The sequence below is a fragment of the Rhodococcus sp. BL-253-APC-6A1W genome (assembly GCF_012843405.1).
Classification (GTDB): Bacteria; Actinomycetota; Actinomycetes; order Mycobacteriales; family Mycobacteriaceae; genus Rhodococcus.
The window spans coordinates 174,358-193,424 of sequence record NZ_JABAFB010000003.1; the positions used below are offsets into that span (position 1 = coordinate 174,358).

Annotated in this window: 16 protein-coding genes; all 16 read right to left on the reverse strand. The window is 69.0% G+C overall.

The features are described from left to right. Positions 1 to 4 precede the first annotated feature (4 nt). Complete coding sequence (locus HF877_RS05445; RefSeq protein ID WP_169620158.1) at positions 5 to 745, reverse strand: YggS family pyridoxal phosphate-dependent enzyme; 741 nt, start codon at positions 743 to 745, stop codon at positions 5 to 7. Further along, positions 742 to 1,500: a peptidoglycan editing factor PgeF gene (gene pgeF, locus HF877_RS05450; RefSeq protein WP_169620159.1), complete on the reverse strand. Its 759-nt coding sequence runs from the start codon at positions 1,498 to 1,500 to the stop codon at positions 742 to 744. The genes HF877_RS05445 and pgeF overlap by 4 nt, the downstream gene beginning before the upstream one ends. Next, positions 1,497 to 2,696: a cell division protein FtsZ gene (gene ftsZ, locus HF877_RS05455; protein ID WP_169620160.1), complete on the reverse strand. Its 1,200-nt coding sequence runs from the start codon at positions 2,694 to 2,696 to the stop codon at positions 1,497 to 1,499. The genes pgeF and ftsZ overlap by 4 nt, the downstream gene beginning before the upstream one ends. A gap of 187 nt (positions 2,697 to 2,883) precedes the next feature. After that, entirely contained in the window at positions 2,884 to 3,543 is a 660-nt protein-coding gene (locus HF877_RS05460; protein ID WP_169620161.1) for an FtsQ-type POTRA domain-containing protein, read from the reverse strand. Positions 3,544 to 3,611: 68 nt separating this feature from the next. After that, complete coding sequence (gene murC, locus HF877_RS05465; RefSeq protein WP_169620162.1) at positions 3,612 to 5,141, reverse strand: UDP-N-acetylmuramate--L-alanine ligase; 1,530 nt, start codon at positions 5,139 to 5,141, stop codon at positions 3,612 to 3,614. Then, positions 5,138 to 6,292 carry an undecaprenyldiphospho-muramoylpentapeptide beta-N-acetylglucosaminyltransferase gene (gene murG / locus HF877_RS05470; RefSeq protein WP_169620163.1) on the reverse strand — a complete coding sequence of 385 codons (1,155 nt, stop codon included), beginning with the start codon at positions 6,290 to 6,292 and terminating at the stop codon, positions 5,138 to 5,140. Before murG ends, murC begins: the two co-directional genes overlap by 4 nt. Next, on the reverse strand, positions 6,289 to 7,719 hold the full coding sequence (gene ftsW / locus HF877_RS05475) for a putative lipid II flippase FtsW (RefSeq protein WP_169620379.1): 1,431 nt from the start codon (positions 7,717 to 7,719) through the stop codon (positions 6,289 to 6,291). Before ftsW ends, murG begins: the two co-directional genes overlap by 4 nt. 68 nt (positions 7,720 to 7,787) lie before the next feature. Continuing rightward, positions 7,788 to 9,284 carry a UDP-N-acetylmuramoyl-L-alanine--D-glutamate ligase gene (gene murD, locus HF877_RS05480; RefSeq protein WP_169620164.1) on the reverse strand — a complete coding sequence of 499 codons (1,497 nt, stop codon included), beginning with the start codon at positions 9,282 to 9,284 and terminating at the stop codon, positions 7,788 to 7,790. A 4-nt stretch (positions 9,285 to 9,288) separates the two neighbouring features. Continuing rightward, positions 9,289 to 10,368, reverse strand: a complete 1,080-nt coding sequence (gene mraY, locus HF877_RS05485) for a phospho-N-acetylmuramoyl-pentapeptide-transferase (protein ID WP_169620165.1) — start codon at positions 10,366 to 10,368, stop codon at positions 9,289 to 9,291. Continuing rightward, on the reverse strand, positions 10,365 to 11,894 hold the full coding sequence (murF, locus tag HF877_RS05490; protein ID WP_169620166.1) for a UDP-N-acetylmuramoyl-tripeptide--D-alanyl-D-alanine ligase: 1,530 nt from the start codon (positions 11,892 to 11,894) through the stop codon (positions 10,365 to 10,367). Before murF ends, mraY begins: the two co-directional genes overlap by 4 nt. Next, positions 11,891 to 13,492: a UDP-N-acetylmuramoyl-L-alanyl-D-glutamate--2,6-diaminopimelate ligase gene (locus HF877_RS05495; protein ID WP_346765069.1), complete on the reverse strand. Its 1,602-nt coding sequence runs from the start codon at positions 13,490 to 13,492 to the stop codon at positions 11,891 to 11,893. The genes murF and HF877_RS05495 overlap by 4 nt, the downstream gene beginning before the upstream one ends. A gap of 179 nt (positions 13,493 to 13,671) precedes the next feature. Beyond that, on the reverse strand, positions 13,672 to 15,444 hold the full coding sequence (locus tag HF877_RS05500) for a penicillin-binding protein 2 (protein WP_346765080.1): 1,773 nt from the start codon (positions 15,442 to 15,444) through the stop codon (positions 13,672 to 13,674). A 125-nt stretch (positions 15,445 to 15,569) separates the two neighbouring features. Beyond that, positions 15,570 to 16,370 carry a hypothetical protein gene (locus HF877_RS05505; protein ID WP_240952031.1) on the reverse strand — a complete coding sequence of 267 codons (801 nt, stop codon included), beginning with the start codon at positions 16,368 to 16,370 and terminating at the stop codon, positions 15,570 to 15,572. Positions 16,371 to 16,373: 3 nt separating this feature from the next. Beyond that, entirely contained in the window at positions 16,374 to 17,384 is a 1,011-nt protein-coding gene (gene rsmH, locus HF877_RS05510) for a 16S rRNA (cytosine(1402)-N(4))-methyltransferase RsmH (RefSeq protein ID WP_169620169.1), read from the reverse strand. Positions 17,385 to 17,643: 259 nt separating this feature from the next. Further along, positions 17,644 to 18,075, reverse strand: coding sequence for a division/cell wall cluster transcriptional repressor MraZ (gene mraZ, locus HF877_RS05515; protein WP_169620170.1), 432 nt, complete (start codon positions 18,073 to 18,075; stop codon positions 17,644 to 17,646). A 413-nt stretch (positions 18,076 to 18,488) separates the two neighbouring features. After that, positions 18,489 to 18,908 (reverse strand): DUF3040 domain-containing protein, encoded by a 420-nt coding sequence (locus tag HF877_RS05520; RefSeq protein ID WP_169620171.1) that lies wholly within the window; start codon positions 18,906 to 18,908, stop codon positions 18,489 to 18,491. Positions 18,909 to 19,067: the final 159 nt, after the last annotated feature.

The window sequence follows — 19,067 nt, forward strand, 5'->3', positions numbered from 1 at the left end:
CCCATCAGGCTAACGGCCGTATACCCAGCACAGCCGTTCCGACACGCACACAAGTGGATCCCCATCGCACCGCGTGTTCAAGATCACCCGACATGCCCGCCGACAACTCCGTTGCGCCGGGATATCGCTGGAGCAACCGCGCGTGCAGTTCCGCCAGGCGTTCGAAGGCCGCGTCCGGTTCCCACCCGAGTGGCGGGACACCCATCACTCCCCCGAGTTCGAGCTCACCGGAATCGGCGACGGCGTCGGCAAGGGAGTCCAGTTCGTCGGCGACCACCCCACCGCGCTCGCGGTCGCCGTCGAGGCTGATCTGGAGCAGCACCCGCACCGGCGTGGAGCGTTCTCCTGAATCTTGCGCGGCGGCAACACCTTTGGCGAGAGCGCCGGCGAGCCGAAGACTGTCGACCGAATGGACCGTGTGCGCCCAGCGTGCGACGGCACGCGCCTTGTTCCGTTGGAGTCGGCCGATCATGTGCCACTCGACCTCGTCCGGCACCCTCTCGCGGAACTGCGCGATCTTCGCCGCCGCCTCCTGCTCCCGGGACTCCCCGAAAGCGCGGCAACCCAGTTCGTGGAGCAGCACCGCATCGGTGACCGGAAAATACTTGGTCACCACCAACAGCGAGACCTCCGACGGATCGCGTCCTGCCGCGCGGGCTGCAGCAGCGAGACGCTCACGCACAACCTGCAATCGGGCGGAAAGTTCCGCGCGGCGATCCTGCGGGGATTGTTCGGCCGAGTTCACGCCGGGTCCTCCTTCGCACCGCCCGCGGTGGTGTCCTCGAGCCAGACCACCGAGGCGAACCGGCCGGTGGGCGCACTGCGCCGGTGGCTGAACAACATCGGATCCTCGATCGTGCACCGCGGGTCCTCGGCGACCGAGGTGACACCGTGGTCGAGGAGTTGCCTCCTCAGTCCCGCGCGGAGGTCGAGACCGGGTGTGCCACGGGCTGTTCGGGTGGCACTGCCGGGGAGATGCGCCTCCACGTCGTCACGCATCGCGGCCGGAACCTCGTAGTTGGCCCCACTGGCGGCCGGACCGAGCAGCGCGGCAATGCGTTCCGGTCGTGCGCCGAGATCGCGCATCACGTCGAGTACGCGCGGGAGGATCCCGATCCGGGCACCGACACGCCCCGCGTGCACCGCCGCGATGACCCCCGCCTCGTCGTCCGACAGCAGAATCGACACACAGTCGGCGCTGAGGGCAACGAGGGCAAGATCCGTCGCCCGTGTCACGAGGGCGTCGGTTGCGGGAACCTCCCCCTGCACCGGGCCGTCCACCACCGTCACGTTCCGGCTGTGGATCTGCTCCATCCAGACGAAGCGTTCTTCGGGCAAGCCGATCACCGATGCCAGCCGGCGACGATTGGCGGCCACAGCCGCGGGATCGTCGCCGACATGGCCGGCGAGGTTGAAACTGTCGTAGGGCGGGGCCGAGATCCCGCCGGCTCGTGTGGTCACGACCCGGCGAGAACGCAACCCGGTGTGCGAATCGGTCAACGGCGCATGAAGATCGGCACGTCCACGTCGTCGCCGTCGTCCTCGTCGTCGACGGGACGGGGCTGAGCTCCACCGGTCGTCGGCGGAAGACCGCCGCCCACCGGCGTGGAAGCGGGCTCCCGGGACGAAACCGCGTCCGCGTTCTCACGCTCGGAACGGCCGAGTTCACCGGCCCGCCCGGCCCCGATGCCCGCGGAGCGGGTGGTGGTCTGTGCCGGCTGAGCGGATTCCACCGGTCGGCGGGCGGGAGTGCCGGCATCGAAGCCGGCGGCGATCACGGTGACCCGCACCTCGTCTCCGAGCGAGTCGTCGATGACCGTGCCGAAGATGATGTTGGCGTCGATGTGCGCGGCTTCCTGCACGAGCGATGCCGCTTCGTTGATCTCGAACAGGCCGAGATCCGAACCGCCGGCGATGGAGAGCAGCACGCCCCGTGCGCCTTCCATCGACGCTTCGAGCAGCGGCGAATTGATCGCGGCCTCGGCGGCCTTGATCGCGCGACCCTCACCCCGCGACGAGCCGATACCCATGAGTGCGGATCCCGCGCCGGACATCACGCCCTTCACGTCGGCGAAGTCGACGTTGATCAGACCCGGGGTGGTGATGAGGTCCGTGATGCCCTGAACGCCGTTGAGGAGCACCTCGTCGGCGGAACGGAAGGCGTCCATGAGGCTCACCGCGGCGTCCCCGAGCTGGAGCAGCCGGTCGTTGGGGATCACGATGAGCGTGTCGCAGGATTCGCGCAGCGACTGGATGCCGTTGTCTGCCTGGCTCCCGCGCCGCTTGCCTTCGAACGAGAACGGACGCGTGACGACGCCGACGGTGAGGGCGCCGAGTTTGCGGGCGATGCTCGCGACGACGGGTGCGCCACCGGTGCCGGTTCCGCCGCCCTCGCCGGCAGTCACGAAGACCATGTCGGCGCCCTTGAGCACCTCTTCGATCTCGTCCTTGTGGTCCTCGGCGGCCTTGCGGCCCACCTCGGGGTCGGCGCCGGCGCCGAGTCCGCGGGTCAGTTCACGGCCGACGTCGAGTTTGACGTCGGCGTCGGACATCAGCAGAGCCTGCGCGTCGGTGTTGACGGCAATGAACTCGACTCCTTTGAGTCCCTGCTCGATCATGCGGTTGACCGCGTTCACGCCGCCACCGCCGATACCGACGACCTTGATTACGGCGAGGTAGTTGTGCGGGGGCGTCATGGGCTCTCGCCTTCCTGGGTTTTCGGGTCACGCTTCGATCAATCGATGTCGCCGCCACCGTGAAAACCCTCAACCATAGCTTGAAGGTGATGTCAAGTGCGCGACTGGTTCGAAACGCTATGGCACCACAACGGGGATTTGCTAGTGGACTCGCCGGAGAGAGCGCACGAATTTCGCGGCGATCTCCTCAGCGGACCGTCGGGAGGTCCGGGCTGGCGACATCGAACTGCTGACCTGGCTGGGTGAGCAACGGAAGAATCACCGCTGCCTTGCGTTCCGATCTTTCCACACTCCCCCACACCACCACCCGGCCGTCCGCCAGAACGAGCGAGATATCCGTCTCCGAGCGGGCTTCCACGGCGTCGACCTGCACACCGAGTTCCGGTGGCAGCACGTCGAGCACGCGCACCGCGGCCACCGTCGCGGGATCGCCGGTGCCCGGTGTCGCGGTGACGAGACGGGGAGTCAGGAGCGGCGGTGGTTCGACCGCGAAATCGACGCCCTCGGCGTCGACCGAGTGGGTGCCGTCGGACGCCTCGAAATACAGGACCGCTTGACGCTCGGTGACAGTCACCCGCACCGACGACGGGTACTCACGCTGCACCCGGACGGACGCCGCACGCGGGAGAGTCGCGACGCGCTGCGCTGCCGCGGCGGTATCGACCTGGAGCAGCGGTGTGCCTTCTGCGACCGCGAGCGCGTCGAGCACCTCTTCCCGTGTCACGACGCCGATTCCTTCGACGTCGATGGTGCGCACCGACAACAGCGGCGAGAACCAGGCGACGGCGATCGCGGCGAGCAATGCCACCACGACACCGGCGCCGAGGAACACCGTTCGCACCCGCACGGAACGACCCGACGGGCGCCGGGCGGTGTTGCGGTCGCGTCGATCCCGCGTTCGGGTGGAGGAGGGCGTCACGAGCCTGCCGACTCCGGTCCGGAAGCGGTGGACCGGAACCGGCTGGGCCGGCTGTGCAGGGCGTCGAGAATCTGCCGGCCGAGCATCGTGACATCGCCCGCGCCCATGGTGATCACGATGTCACCGGGTCGGCTGAGGTTCGCCACCTGACGGGGCACCGCGGACAGATCCGGTTGATAGTGCACCGGTTTGGTCACCGCCCGCGCGACCAGTGCGCCGCTCACCCCCGGAATCGGTTCCTCACGGGCTCCGTACACGTCGAGGACGACCACCTCGTCCGCGAGATCGAGCGCGGCACCGAACTCGGTGGCGAACGTCTCTGTCCGCGAATACAGATGGGGCTGGAACACCACGATCACCCGGGGACGTTCCGTCCCGGATTCGGTGTACCGCAGCGGTTCCCCCGCGACCAGTTCGGCGGCTGCGGCCAGAACGGCCCGGACCTCGGTGGGATGGTGCGCGTAGTCGTCGAACACCCGCACGCCGTGTTCGCGGCCGGTGTACTGGAAACGGCGGTGTACCCCACCGAATCCCGCGAGACCCTCGATCGCTTCGTCGACCTGGGCACCGGCGTCGAGTGCCCCGAGCAACGCCGCGAGAGCGTTGAGCGCCATGTGCCGGCCGGGCACCGACAGGCGCACCGTGCGCGGACCCTCTTCACCGGTGAGATGGAACTCGGCGACACCGCCGATGTCCTTGGCTTCCCAGTCCAGCAGTCGCACGCCCACAGGCACGCCACGGTATTCGGGATCCGTGCCGATGACATCGGACGTGCCGTACCCGAGGATCCGCAGGTCGCGGCGGCCCGACGCGACGACACGCTCGGCGAGCGCGGCCGAACCCGGGTCGTCGAGACACACCACGAGCAGCCCACCTTCGGGCAGGCGCGCGACGAAGTCGTCGAACACGCGGGTGTAGGCCTCGGGAGTGCCGAAGTAGTCCAGATGGTCGGGCTCGATGTTCGTGACGATGATGGTGTCGGGGTCGTACTGCAGGAGCGAGCCGTCGCTCTCGTCGGCCTCGGCGACGAAGACGTCCCCACTGCCGTGATGGGCGTTGGTGCCGGATTCGTTGAGTTCACCGCCGACCGCGAAGGACGGGTCGAACCCGCAGTGCTGCAGCGCGACCACCAGCATCGACGTGGTCGAGGTCTTGCCGTGCGTACCGGAGACGAGGAAGGTCCGGTGCCCGCGCATCAACGATGCGAGGACCGTAGGCCGCAGCAGGATCGGGATACCGCGCTGCCGTGCCGCGACCAGTTCGGGATTGTTCTGCGGGATCGCGGCGAACGTGGTCACCACCGCGGTCGGACCGCCCTCGAGCAGGTCGAGGGCACCGGCGTCGTGCCCGATGCGAACCTGGGCGCCGCGCGCTCGCAGTGCGAGCACGCCGCGGCTCTCCTTCGCATCCGACCCGGATACCTGTCCGCCGCGAGCCAGGAGGATGCGTGCGATACCGGACATTCCGGCGCCGCCGATCCCGACCATGTGCACCCGCTGGAGTTCTGCGGGCAACTGCGCACTCATCGTTCGCTCCTGTTCGGTTCCGTACCGGCCACGTCCAGCACGATTCGTGCCACTTCGTCGGCGGCACTGCGGTGTCCGGCCGCGCCCGCACGCCGGCCCATCTCGTCGATTCGCTGCCGGTCGCGCAGGAGCGGGACCACAGTGCCGGCGATGTACTCGGGCGTCAGATCGCCGTCCGCGACAATCATCGCACCCCCGGCGGCGGCGACGGGACGGGCGTTGAGTGCCTGTTCCCCGTTTCCGTGTGGAAGCGGCACGTATACCGCGGGCAGTCCCACGGCCGACACCTCCGCGACGGTCATCGCACCCGAACGGCACACGACGGCGTCGGCCGCCGAGTAGGCGAGGTCCATGCGCTCGAGGTACGGCACCGCGACGTACGGCGCGGTCGCATGGCCGGGATGGGAAGGAACGCTCACGGTGTTCTTCGGACCGTGCGCATGCAGCACGGCGATCCCCGCCTCGGCCAGCGCGCCGGATGCCCCGACGACTGCCTCGTTGATCGAGCGTGCGCCCTGGGATCCGCCGAAGACGAGCAGTACCGGCACGTCGTCGGGCAGCCCGAAGTGGCGGCGCGCCTCAGCCCGCAGCGCACGACGGTCGAGACGGGTGATGGACGAGCGCACCGGAATACCGACGATCTGCGCGTCACCGCGGCGGAGGATCCCCGATCCCGGCACTGCCGCGAGTACCCGTTCGGCGCGCAGCGCGCCGATCCGATTCGCAATACCGGCGCTCGCGTTGGCCTCGTGCACGATCACGGGGATGCGACGCCGCCTCCGGAGCGGTCCGGCGCCGGCGGCGAGATAGGCGGGCAACGCGACGTATCCACCGAACCCGACGACGATGTCGGCATCGACCTCGTCGAGGATTTCGCGGGTGCGGCGCACCGAGGCCACCACACGGGCGGGCAGCTTCGCCAGGTCGAGGGTCGGCTTGCGGGGCAGGGGCACCGGCGGGATCAGCTCGAGGGGATACCCGCGCCGCGGCACGAGCGTCGTCTCCAATCCGCGCGCGGTGCCGAGCGCGGTGATCCTCGCATCGGGCACGAGTTCCCGGACGGCATCGGCCACGGCGAGTGCCGGTTCGATGTGGCCGGCGGTCCCACCTCCGGCCACCACCACGGACAGGGCAGACTTCTCCCCACTCACCTACGATTCCCTCGCTCTCCGGTTCGTCCATTCGCACCGCGTGTGGTGCGGGCGGTCTTCTGACGGGCGGCACGGGCCGATTCCCGTGCGGGTTCGGCTCTGCGCGTGGGTGCGCCGTCCACCCGGGCGGGCGCGCGGCGCGTCCGGGTACCGGCACCGGCAGAACGGCCACGGTCGTCGCGGCCGGCGGCCCGCGGGTCTCCACGGCGCTGGGCTGCCCGTGCTGTGACGGTACGCGTTCCGCCCCGGGGCGGCAGGTACGGTTCCGGTTGCCGCAACCGGATCAGCCGCGCGAACCGGCCGTCCTGGCCCGCCTGGAGTGCGGCGATGGCCTCCGGTTCGTGGCGGGCAGCATTGGCGATCAGCCCGAACATGAGAAGTGTCGTCGCGGTCGAGGTGCCACCGGCGGACACCAGCGGCAACTGGAGACCCGTCACGGGGAGCACACCGACGACGTAGCCGATGTTGATGAAGGCCTGGCCGATGATCCAGGTGGTCGCCGTGGCGGTGAACAGACGCAGGAACGGGTCGACCGACCGCATCGCGATGCGGAGCCCGACGAAGGCGAACAGGCCGAACAGGCCGATGACCGCGGCGCCGCCGAGAAAACCGAGTTCTTCGCCGATGATCGCGAAGATGAAGTCGTTGTGCGCGTTCGGAAGGTAGCTCCACTTCGCGCGGCTCTGGCCGAGGCCGCGGCCCCACAGCCCCCCGTCCGCCAGCGAGAACTTGGCCTGGCGTGCCTGATATCCGATGCCCTGGGGGTCGTCGCCCGGATTGAAGAAGGCGCGCACGCGCTGTGAGCGGTAACCGGCGGTGACCGCGAGGATCGCCGCGAGCGCGACCGCGGTCCCGAGCATCCCGAGGTACACCTTGAGCGGCAACCCGGCGAACCACAGCAGCGCCAGCACGATGATGACCAGCGACACCGTGGTACCGAGGTCGGGCTGCAACACGATCAGCCCCGTCACGACCAGCGCGGCGGGGAGGAGCGGGACGAGCATCTCCTTGAGCGTGGAGTTCTCTGCGCGTCGCGATGCCAGCAGGTGGGCGCCCCACAATGCGAGCGTGATCTTGGCGACCTCGGACGGCTGCAGGGACACTCCGAAGACGACGAACCAGCCTCGTGTGCCCTGCGAGAGGGTGCCGATGCCGGGGATAAGCACCAGGACGAGCGCGGCGACCGACGCTGCGAATGCGACGAACGAGTACTTGCGCAGCAACCGGACCGGTATCTGCAACGCGATATAGAAGATGACCATGCCGATCGCGGCGAAGACCAGCTGGGAGGTGAACAGCCCGTAGGCGGACCCCACCGACACCACGGCCCCGACGCTGGACGACGACAGCACCATCACCAGGCCGAGCACGGTGAGCAGCACGGCGATCGTCACCACGAGGTGGAACGATGCGAGTGGCCGGGCCATCCACGCGCCGAGCCGCCCGCCACGGGCCTCCACGGCCGGACGTCGGGACGCTCGGCCTGGCTTCGAGATCACCGCTCGGTCCCGCCCCGGCGGAGTTCTTCCACAGCGGCGACGAAACTGCGACCGCGTTGCGCGTAGTCGGCGAACATGTCGAGCGACGCGGCGGCCGGCGCCAGCAACACCGCCTCACCGGGCCGGGCGAGCGCGGCGGCCTCCTGCACGGCGACACGCATCGCCGTGGGGGCGTCGGCGCCGGGCACGGCGACTCGTCTCGGTCCGGCCTGCCCACGCGCCTCTCCGGGGAGCTCACTGGTCATCGCACCATCGTCGCGCGTGTCCACCAGCACCACGGGGACCTCGGGTGCGTGTCGCGTGAGTGCGTCGGCAATCTCCCCGGCGTCACGTCCGAGCAGCACCACCGCGGAGAGCCGCGGTGCCACTTCGACCACGAGATCGTCGACGCGGGCGCCTTTGAGGAGGCCTCCAGCGATCCACACCACGCGATCGTGGGCGAGAAGTGAACTGCGCGCGGCGTGCGGGTTGGTGGCCTTCGAGTCGTCGATGTAGTGGACCTGGTCGACGACCCCGACGGGTGCGGCGCGATGCGGCCCGACCCGGTGCCGCAGCAGCCCGTCGTGCACGGCCGATTCCGGGACGTCGATGGCACGGGCGAGCGCCGCTGCCGCCAGCGCATCGGACAGGCCCGCGGGCCCCGGAGGTGTGACGTCGTCGACGGACGCGAGCACCGCGGAGTCCGCGAACGCGCGGTCGACGAGAACGTCGCCGCTGATCCCGAGTTCGCCGGCATCGGGATAGCCGAGCGTGAATCCGACGGTGAAGACGGCGCGCGATCGGTCGCGCAGCGACCCTGCGATGGGGTCGTCGAGTCCGAGCACCCCGACGGTCCCGGTCAGCGCGCGAAGCTTCGCCTCGATGTAGTTCTCGATGCCGCCGTGCCAGTCGAGATGGTCTTCGGCGATGTTGAGGATCACGCCGGCGTCGGGCCGCACCGACGGAGCCCAATGCAGCTGGAACGACGACAGTTCGACAGCCAGCACATCCGCGCGGGGCTCACTGCGGCGAAGCACGTCGAGCACCGGCAGACCGATGTTGCCGCAGGCCGCGCTGGGGATCCCGGCAGCCTCGAGGATCGCGTGCAGCATCGTCGTCGTGGTGGTCTTGCCGTTGGTGCCCGTCACCACCAGCCACCTGCGGGCAGGACCGTAGATCTCCGCCCGGTCGATGCGCCACGACAACTCGATATCGCCCCAGATGGGAAGGGCGGCACCGGCCGCCCGCGACAACAGCGGTGCGCTCGGCGGAAAACCGGGGCTCGTGACGACCAGGGCGAAATCACGCAGCGACGTGTTGTCTTCGAGCAGGCGGTCCAGCTCGACCGTGTCGGCTCCCAGTTCGGCGCACCGTGCCAGCGCATCGGCGTTGCGGTCCGTGACGGTGACGTGGGCGCCGAGATGGGACAGCGGCGCGATCGTCGCCCGGCCCGACACCCCGGCACCCGCGACGAGGACGCGGGCTCCGCGCAGTCGCTCGAGATCGTAGGTCATGGCGTCAGTCCCCGATCGCCGCGAGGTACTCGCTGTAGAACAGGGCGAGGCCGATCGCCGAGGCGATGGCGGCGAGCAACCAGAACCGGATGATGACCGTGGTTTCCGCCCATCCGCCGAGTTCGAAGTGGTGGTGGAACGGCGCCATGCGGAACACGCGCCGTCGGCTGGAGCGGAACACCGCCACCTGGATGACCACCGACGCGGCTTCGGCGACGAACAGCGCGCCGATGACGACCATGAGCAGTTCGGTGCGGGTGGTGACCGACAGACCGGCGAGCATCCCGCCGAGGGCGAGCGAACCGGTGTCGCCCATGAAGATCTTCGCGGGAGCGGCGTTCCACCACAGGAAGCCGATGCACGCGGCCGCTGCGGCCGCGCACAGCAGCGCGAGGTCGAGCGGGTCGCGGACGTCGTAGCACCCGGCGGTCGGTTCGACCACGCACGCATTGCGGTACTGCCAGAACGTGATGATCACGTACGCACCGAGCACGAGCGCCATCGAGCCCGCGGCGAGCCCGTCGAGCCCGTCCGTGAGGTTCACCGCGTTCGACCACGCGCTGACCAGCAGATAGACGAAGAGGATGAACACGATCGAACCCATCGACACCGTGGCGATGTCGCGCACGTACGACAGGTCGGTGCTGGCCGGCGTCAGTCCGTCACTGTTGCGGAACTGCAGCGCGAGGATGCCGAAGGCCACGGCTGCGACCAGCTGGCCGACGAGCTTGGCCGTCTTGTTCAGCCCCAAGTTGCGCTGCTTGCGGATCTTGATGAAGTCGTCGAGGAAACCGACGCCGCCCAACGCGGTGGTCAGGCCGAGGACGAGCAGGCCCGACGCCGTGGGTCCCTGAGCGTCGTAGCCCAGGCCGATCAGGTGCGACCCCCAGTATCCGGCCCACAGGCCGGCGAGAATCGCGACGCCGCCCATCGTGGGCGTGCCGCGCTTGGCCTGATGGCTCTGCGGGCCCTCCACCCGGATCTCCTGGCCGAAGCCCTGCCGGGAGAAGGCTTTGATGAGGACCGGGGTGAGCAGGATCGACACCGCAAGTGCGATACCTGCGGCAAAGAGAATCTGTCTCACCGGGCGTCCTCCGTCCCCGTAGCAGCGGTGTTGTCGGCTGGGTCGCCGAGCAGGGCATCGGCCACCGCCCACAGTCCGACCGATTGTGACGCCTTGACGAGAACGATGTCGCCCGGCTCCAGTTCTGCACGGAGAAGAGCGATCGCCGCGTCCGCGTCGGGCACGTGGCAGGCTTCCTCGCCCCAGGATCCTTCCATCACAGCGCCCTGGTAGAGGCCACGGACCTGTCTCGTGGGTCCGACCGCGATGACGCGGCTGACGTCGAGCCGGACCGCGAGCCGGCCGATCGCGTCGTGCTGGACGACGGAGTCGTCGCCGAGTTCTGCCATCTCGCCGAGCACCGCGAAGGTGCGGCGACGGGTGTTTCCGGCTCGCGCCATCGTCACCAGTGCTTTGATACCCGCCCGCATCGAATCGGGGTTGGCGTTGTAGGCGTCGTCGATGATCGTGACGCCGTCGGCGCGCGTGCGCACCGCCATACGGTGCGCCGATACGGGCGATGCGGCGGCGAGAGCGCCGGCGGCCTGCTCGGGGGTCGCCCCGCACTCGACCGCGACGGCGAGGGCCGACAGGGCGTTGGAGACCTGGTGCTCACCGTGCACCGCGAGGGTCACCGGTACGCGGCGCTCCCCCGCGTCCTCGCGGAAGACGGCGGTGAACGACGCCCGCGCCTCGTCGTCGAGGCGCACGTCTTCGGCGCGGATATGGGCAGAGTCTCCGCTGCCGACCCACACCACGCGTGCCGTTGTCCGCGCTGCCATCTGCGCCACGAGGAGATCGTCTGCGTTGAGCACCGCGACGCCACCCTCCGAGGCGTCGGGCAGTGCCTCGACCAGTTCGCCCTTTGTTTGGGCGATGACTTCCTGCGACCCGAACTCGCCGAGGTGCGCGGTGCCGACGTTGAGCACCACGCCGATCTTCGGCGGTGCGATGGCGGCCAGTGTCGCGATGTGCCCGCGACCACGCGCGGACATCTCCAGCACGAGGAACCGGGTGTCCTCGGTGGCGCGCAACGCCGTCCACGGATGACCCAGTTCATTGTTGAACGATCCGGGCGGGGCGATCACCGGGCCGAGGGGTGAGAGCACCGCCGCGAGCAGATCCTTGGTCGACGTCTTGCCGGCAGATCCGGTGACGCCGACGACCGTCAGCCCGCGTGCGGTGAGGGTGTCGACGACCGACCGTGCCAGAGCGGCCAGCGCCGCGAGGACCGCAGCGCCCGAACCGTCGGCGTCGTGCTCGAGGGCGAGCGCGTTGGTGTCGGTGGGGGCGAGCGCCGGCACCACGATCGCGGGAACACCGACCGGTCGCGCCGCAAGCACCGCGACCGCCCCGGCCTCGATCGCTGCGGCCGCGTGGTCGTGGCCGTCCGACCGGGCGCCGGGCAGCGCGAGGAACAGGCCCCCGGGGCCGATCTTCCGGGAATCGAACTCCACCGTGCCGGTCACCTCGGCGGACGGATCATCGGTGTCGTAGAGCGTTCCCCCGACCACCTCCGCGATGCGTTCGAGTGTCATCGGGATCATGCAGTGCCTCCGTGATGCGGACCGCCCACAGCGGGCGGGATGTGACCGTCGTACCCGGAGGTGCTGCGGCGGTCGATGGACGCGGCCAGCACCTCTCGGTCGTCGAAAGGATGCTTCGTGCCGTCTATTTCCTGACCGGTCTCGTGGCCTTTACCGGCGACGAGGACGACATCCCCCGGGCGGGCCCACTGCACGGCGGCATCGATGGCGGCCGCACGGTCGCCGATCTCGAGGATGTCACCGCGTTCAGTGCCGGGGACGGCCCATGCCCCGTCGAGCACCGCCGCGCGGATCGCGGCGGCGTTCTCGCTGCGGGGGTTGTCGTCGGTGACGATGAGCAGATCGGCTCCGCGAGCGGCGACCTCGCCCATGAGCGGTCGCTTACCGCGATCGCGGTCTCCTCCGGCCCCGACGACGACCGCGATCCGGCCGGTGGCGCTGCCGCGCAGAGTGTCCACCACCGCCGAGAGAGCCGCGGGTTTGTGGGCGTAGTCCACGATCGCGAGAAAGTCCTGTCCTCGCTCGACACGTTCGACCCGTCCGGGAACCGAGACGGTGGCGATGCCGCGGATCGCGGCGTCGAGGTCGGCGCCCACGGCAGTGCAGATCGCTGCCGCCAGGGCGGCGTTGGTGACGTTGTACCGCCCGGGCAGAGCGACCGACATGCGGTGCCCGTCGCCGGCGGGTCCGGTCAGCGTGAAGTCCTGCGCTCCGTCGGGGTCGGTGGTCGGGTCGGAAACCGTCCAATCGGCCGGGGTCCCCGGTGCGGTGCCGAGCGTCCACACCGCGTCCTCGCCGGCGCGGCCGGTCGCGGCGACCTCGGCCATCCGCTCGCCCCAGGGATCGTCCACGCATACCACCGCGCGGGCGGCTCGCACCGGGGAGTCGTGCGCGAACAGTCGCGCTTTCGCGCCGAAGTAATCCTCGAAGTCCTTGTGGAAGTCGAGGTGATCCTGCGACAGATTGGTGAACGCACCGACGTCGAAGTCCGTGGCGTCGACGCGTCCGAGCGCCAGCGCATGGCTCGACACCTCCATCACCACGGTGTCGACACCGCGTTCGAGCATGACGGCGAACAGAGCGTGGAGTTGTGGAGCTTCCGGCGTCGTCAGGGCGCTGGGTATCCGGATGCCGTCGATGCGGGTCTCGACGGTGCCCACCAGACCTGCGACATGCCCGGCCGCGGACAGCCCCGCTTCGACGAGATAGGCGGTGGTCGTCTTGCCGGAGGTGCCGGTGATGCCGACGACGCGCATCCGGCGGGACGGATGTCCGTACACCGTCGCCGAGGCAGCGCCCAGTACCGAACGAGGATCGGGATGCACCAGGACCGCGACGGGGCCGGACGCGACCGCAGCGACGAGGTCGCATCCCTCCGCATCGGTGAGGACGGCGACGGCACCCCGGTCGAGGGCCTCGGCTGCGAAGGACGCGCCGTGCGCGCGTGCACCGGGCAGGGCCGCGAAGATATCGCCGGGTCGGATGCCCTGTGCCCGGAGATCGATGCCGGTCACCGAGGTGTCCCCGGCCGGCGCTTCGTTCCCCACCGCGGTCAGCTCGGCGCCGATCGCGGCGGCGAGATCCTCGATCCGCGTCACCGGTGGATGTTCGGGCCGACGGCCCTCCTCCGGAGGCGTCGGATCCGGACTCGATGACACAGGCACCAGGTTCCTCTCACTATCGCCGCAGCGTCTCGCTGCCGGGCTCAACGGTTGCGTTCGTTCCGGCGTATCACGTTACCGACGTGCCGGGGCAAGGGCAGCAGGCGGTCGGACGATCAGTCGATCTGCAGGATCAACTTGCTCCCCGGATCGGTGGACAGCGGCACTCCGGTGCGCTGCAGCAACCACGACGCGATGTCGCGGAACAGCGGCGCGGCCGATTGACCGCCGGACCCGTCGGCACTGCGCGTCGGTGCGTCGAGCATGATCCCGACGACGTACCGAGGATCGTCCGCCGGGGCGATACCGGCGAAGGTGATCCAGTAGTCCGAATTCGAGTAGCACTTGCAGTTCTGGTCGACCTGCTGGGCGGTGCCCGTCTTACCCGAAATCTGGTAACCCTCGATCGCGGCTCCGGTGCCCGTCCCGCGCTGGTTACCGGTGTCGTCCTGCACCACCGACCGGAACATGTCGCGCACGGTCGCGGCGGTCTGCGGGCTCACGACACGCACCGGGTCCGGCCGGGGTGTCTCCTCCCGGGACCCGTCCGGTCCGATCGTCGCCCGGACGATCCGCGGAGGTACGCGTTCGCCGTCGTTCGCAATCGCCTGGTAGATGCTCGTCATCTGCAACAACGTCATCGACAGGCCCTGCCCGATGGGCAGGTTCGCGAAGGTGCCACCGGACCACTGCTCGCGGCTGGGCACCAGGCCGGCGGATTCGCCCGGCAGGCCCACCTCGGTGCGCTGCCCGAGTCCGAACAGGTTCAGCATTTCGGCGTAGCGGTCCTCACCGACCCGCTCCGCGAGCATCAGCGTTCCCACGTTCGAGGACTTTCCGAACACGCCGGTCGTGGTGTACGGGACCACCCCGTGGTCCCACGCGTCCTTGACCGTGGCACCGGACATGGTGATGGTGCCGGGCACCTGGAGTACCTCGGCGGGGGTGGTGAGGCCGTCCTCGATGGCCGCGGCAGCAGTGATGATCTTGTTCACCGACCCGGGCTCGAACGGGGAACTCACCGCGAGGTTGCCCTGCTCCGCGTCGGGCGGGTTGTTGGCCACCCCGATCGACGGGTCGAACGTGTTGTCGTTGGACATCGCGAGCACCTGGCCGGTGTGCGCGTCCAGGACGACCGCCGACGCGTTCTTCGCACCCGACAGGTCGCGGGCACGTTGCACCTGCTGCTGGACGTAGTACTGGATGTCGTTGTCGATGGTGAGTTCGACGGACGATCCGTTCACGGCGGGTTGCCGGTCACGCCAACTGCCCGGGATCACCGCACCGTCGGAACCCCGGTCGTACGTCGACGAACCGTCCGTACCGGCCAGCATCGAATCCATCGAGGCTTCGAGGCCGATGAGACCGTGTCCGTCCCAGCCCGTCGCGCCCACGATGTTCGCGGCGAGGGAACCGCCCGGATACAGCCGGATGTCCTGCCGTTCGAGACCGACCATGTCGTATTCCTCGACGATCTCGGCTGCGACACCCGGGTCGACCCCGCGCGCGAGATAGACGAAACTCTCGTCGCTTTCGAGTTTCTCCAGCACGTCCTTCTCGGGTGCCGCCGTACCGAGTGCCTTGTGCACGGCCTTGGCGACGCCCTCGAGATATTCGTCGGTCGCAGGCGCCGACGGGTCCTTCTCGCGTGCTTCTTCCAGTTCTTTTCGGACGCGGACCGGTTGAAAAGTCAGCGCTTTCGCTTCCATCGTGTAGGCGATCGGGTTCCCGTTGCGGTCGCCGATCGTCCCCCGGGTCGCAGGTTCGACGAGACGGGTGGTCCGCTGGCTCGCAGCCTCGGCCGACAGCGTCGGCGCTTGGAACACCTGGACCACCAGCAACTGCACGGCGACGGCGGCCAACGCCAAGAACATGACCCCGCGCCCGATCCGGTTCCGGAACTCGAAGCCGGTGGAGCCGCCACGAGCCGGAGCCTGTCGAGCGCGTCGGGCGCCGCCGCGTGCTGCCGGTGTCGCACGACCCGGCGGTACACGGCGAGAGGTGGAGCCTCGCGTCACCGGCGCCCGTCCTCGGGCTCCGCCGGTTGCCCGGCGCCCAGAGCCTCGGCGGCCTGCGGCGCGGCGTCCTCGGGTCGGGGCATCTCGCTCACGGGAACCAATTGTTCCGCTTCCACCCCGGGGGCCCCGGCATTCGGGAGCTCCGGCGTGGCGGTCTGCGGGTTCGCCGGGCGGGGCGCAGCGTTCTCGGCCAGCGCGTCCGTTCCGCTCGGGCGCGGGGTCGGTTCTTCACCGACCTCGGACAGCGGGCGCGGGTTTTCGACGCCGGCACTACCCGACAGGGGCGCTTGCCCACGTGTCTCGGTGCTCGCCCGCCCGCGGTTGAGCGGAGCCGGAGGAGCGCCCTGGGCGGGGACGGCTTCTCCCACGACGCGGACGGATCCGTCCTCGGCGACGACGATCCGCGCCACCTGCGAACTGGGGATCATGCCGAGCTTCGCGGCTTCCACGGCGAGTACCGGTGCGGAGTTTCCTGCCTCGACGTCGCGCTGCAGCACTGCTCGTTGCTGAATCAGAGTCTCGTTGTGGGCGCGCGCGGTACTCAGGTGGTAGGTGTCCTCCGCGGCACCACTCGTGAGCAGGAGCGTCGCGGCCATACCCACCCCGAGCAGAGCGAGAATAGTGGCCACGAACGGGATTCGGGTCCGGACACGACCGCCTCCGGTGGTACGTCCGCGCGTCTGCGCCACAGGCACACCGAGTTGCGCGGCGCGCTGGTTCCGGCGCTGATATGCGCGTTGCGCCGCCGTGGATCGAGCCGGCCCGCGGTGGGGCGACGACGCCACCTGTACGGTCATCGGTTACCTCCTGGCGATTCGTTCTGCAGCACGCAGGCGGACGGGAGCCGAACGTGGGTTGATCTCGATCTCGTCGTCCGAGGCGCGTTCGGCACCACGGGTCAACATGCGAAGCTCGGGTCCCATCCCCGGCAGTTCCACCGGGAGTCCCTCGGGGCTGCGCGATTTCGCGCGAGGAGCGAGTTCCTGCTTCACCACCCGGTCTTCGAGGGACTGGTACGACATGAAGACGATCCGGCCTCCCACGGCCAACGCGTCGAGGGCCTCGGGAATCGCGTCACGCAGCGAGTCGAGTTCGCTGTTGACCTCGACGCGCAGCGCCTGGAACGTTCGCTTGGCGGGGTGGCCGCCGGTACGGCGCGCCGCAGCAGGGATCGCCCGGTAGAGCAGTTCGACGAGTTCGCCGCTGGTGCGGAACGGGGTCTTCTCCCGGGTGCGGACGATGTCGGAGGCGATCTTGCCCGCGAAGCGTTCCTCCCCGTACGTGTGGAGGATCCTCGCGAGGTCGCCGTGACTGTAGGTATTGAGCACGTCCGCGGCCGTGATGCCCGTGGTGGGATCCATCCGCATGTCGAGGGGAGCGTCCTTGGAGTACGCGAAACCGCGTTCCGCCTCGTCGAGTTGCATCGACGAGACTCCGAGGTCGAACAGAACGGCGTGCACGGACCCGACGCTGTCGAGGCCGCACTGCTCGAGCGCGTCGGCGAAGCCGTCGTATCGCGTGTGCACGAAGTCGGTGCGATCGGCGAACTCAGCAAGCCGGTTCTGCGCGATCGACAGCGCATCCGGGTCGCGGTCGAGTCCGACGAGGCGAAGACCTGGATAGGTTCTCAGAAAGTGCTCGGCGTGCCCACCGAGACCGAGCGTGGCGTCGACGTAGACCGCACCTTCGCCACCGGGGCCCACCGCTTCGATCGCGGGGCCGAGGATCTCAACGGCCCGGCCGAGAAGGACGGGGACATGCCCGAATTCTCCGTGCTCGTCCGCGGTCGACTCGTCCTCGCCGTCCACCATGTCTCCTCCGGAATCCTGCTCGGGCCGCATACGGTCTGTCGGTTACTCGTTCGAGATGCTCGGTGTCGCACCGGTTCCGGATACGGCGACGGCGAATGCCTCGAGGTCTCTGTCCGAGCGAGGGAGACCTGACGCTGGGGAAGTGCGTCGGGGCTTCCCTGTCCGGACCTGGCGCTGGGGAAGTGCGTCAGGGCCGGCGTCGGGCAGAGACCTCGCGGCATTCGCCGCGCAGCCGTGGCTCCGTCACGAGATGTCGCGGTCACAGGATGTCGCGCAGTGCCTCGTCTCTCGCTTCGGAGAAGTCCTCTTCGTGTTCGGCCAAGTAGTTGTCCCACGCCTCGGCGTCCCAGATCTCCAGATACTTGACCGAGCCGATCACCACACAGTCCTTGGTGAGCCCCGCGTACTTGCGGTGCGCCGAGGACAATGTGATGCGGCCCTGACCGTCCGGACGCTGCTCGTCCGTTCCCGAAGCGAGGCTCCGAAGGAACGCGCGAGCCTGGGGGTTGCTGCGAGAAGCACCCGCAGCGCGCTCCGCCAAGGCAGCGAACTCTTCCCGAGGGAACACGGTGAGGCTGTGATCCTGCCCCTTGGTGATCATCAGCCCTCCCGCCAGCTCGTCTCGGTATTTGGCCGGCAGCGTGAGCCGGCCCTTGTCGTCCAGCTTCGGCGTGTAGGTACCGAGGAACACTCGGCACCTCCCGCCTTGGTCGGACGGATCTTTCGTCTATGACGGGCTCAGCCTCCCGCCGCGACCCACAGTACCCCACTTTCCCCCACCGCAGCCCGATTACCGCACCCGTTTCGCGTGTGTTGCGGCAAAAGTTCCAGCTCACCCGTAGTGGCGGAAAGTGGGGGCGATTTCGTCCCCCGGCCGGCGGCCCCGAACACGCCGACGTTCCGGTGCGATCTCCATCACACGTAGCCGGACAAAAGCCCTGGTGGCGCGACAACGCCGGAGGACCGTCGAGGACACCGAGCCGGAAGGTGGGGCGTCGTGGAGATACGGCCGCGCCAGGCCGCCCGCAGGCCGCTGACCTCCCCGGACACGACTACGGCGCGACCCGTCGGGTCGCGCCGTAATACGTGTGAAGCGGTGATGCGTCAGTCTTGTTCGAAGCGCCTTCGGAAGCGCTCCTCCATGCGGTGGGTGAACCCTCCGCCGGACTTCTTTCCGCCCCGAGGTCCGGTACCGCCGGTCCTCCCGGAAGCAGGCCGGGTGGGTGCGTCTCCCGCATTCGATCGTCGACGACCGCCTACCAGGAGCAGAACACCAGCCGCGAACATCACCAGAAACCCGAGCAAACTGATGACCGGGAACCCACCGGGCTTGACCGGCAACGCGACTCCAGCGATCAACAGTGTCAATCCCAAGACGAACAGCACACCGGCCTGTAGCCGATGTCGGTTCGACGCCATCCCCAGCCGCTTCCCGCGGACGGTCGAGGCGAACTTGGGGTCCTCAGCATAGAGCGCGCTCTCGATCTGATCGAGCATGCGCTGCTCGTGCTCGGAGAGTGGCACGGTACCTCCCCCGGCACTAAACGGTGGCCACCGAATTCTGGGTGAATCCGACGGGGGGCCGACTTTGACGGCCGCCTGGTGTTGATAATACGAGTACATCTCTCCCGGGACCACCAACTCTGTGGCCGAGTTCCCGGACGGCTCACGAAAATGGGAGCC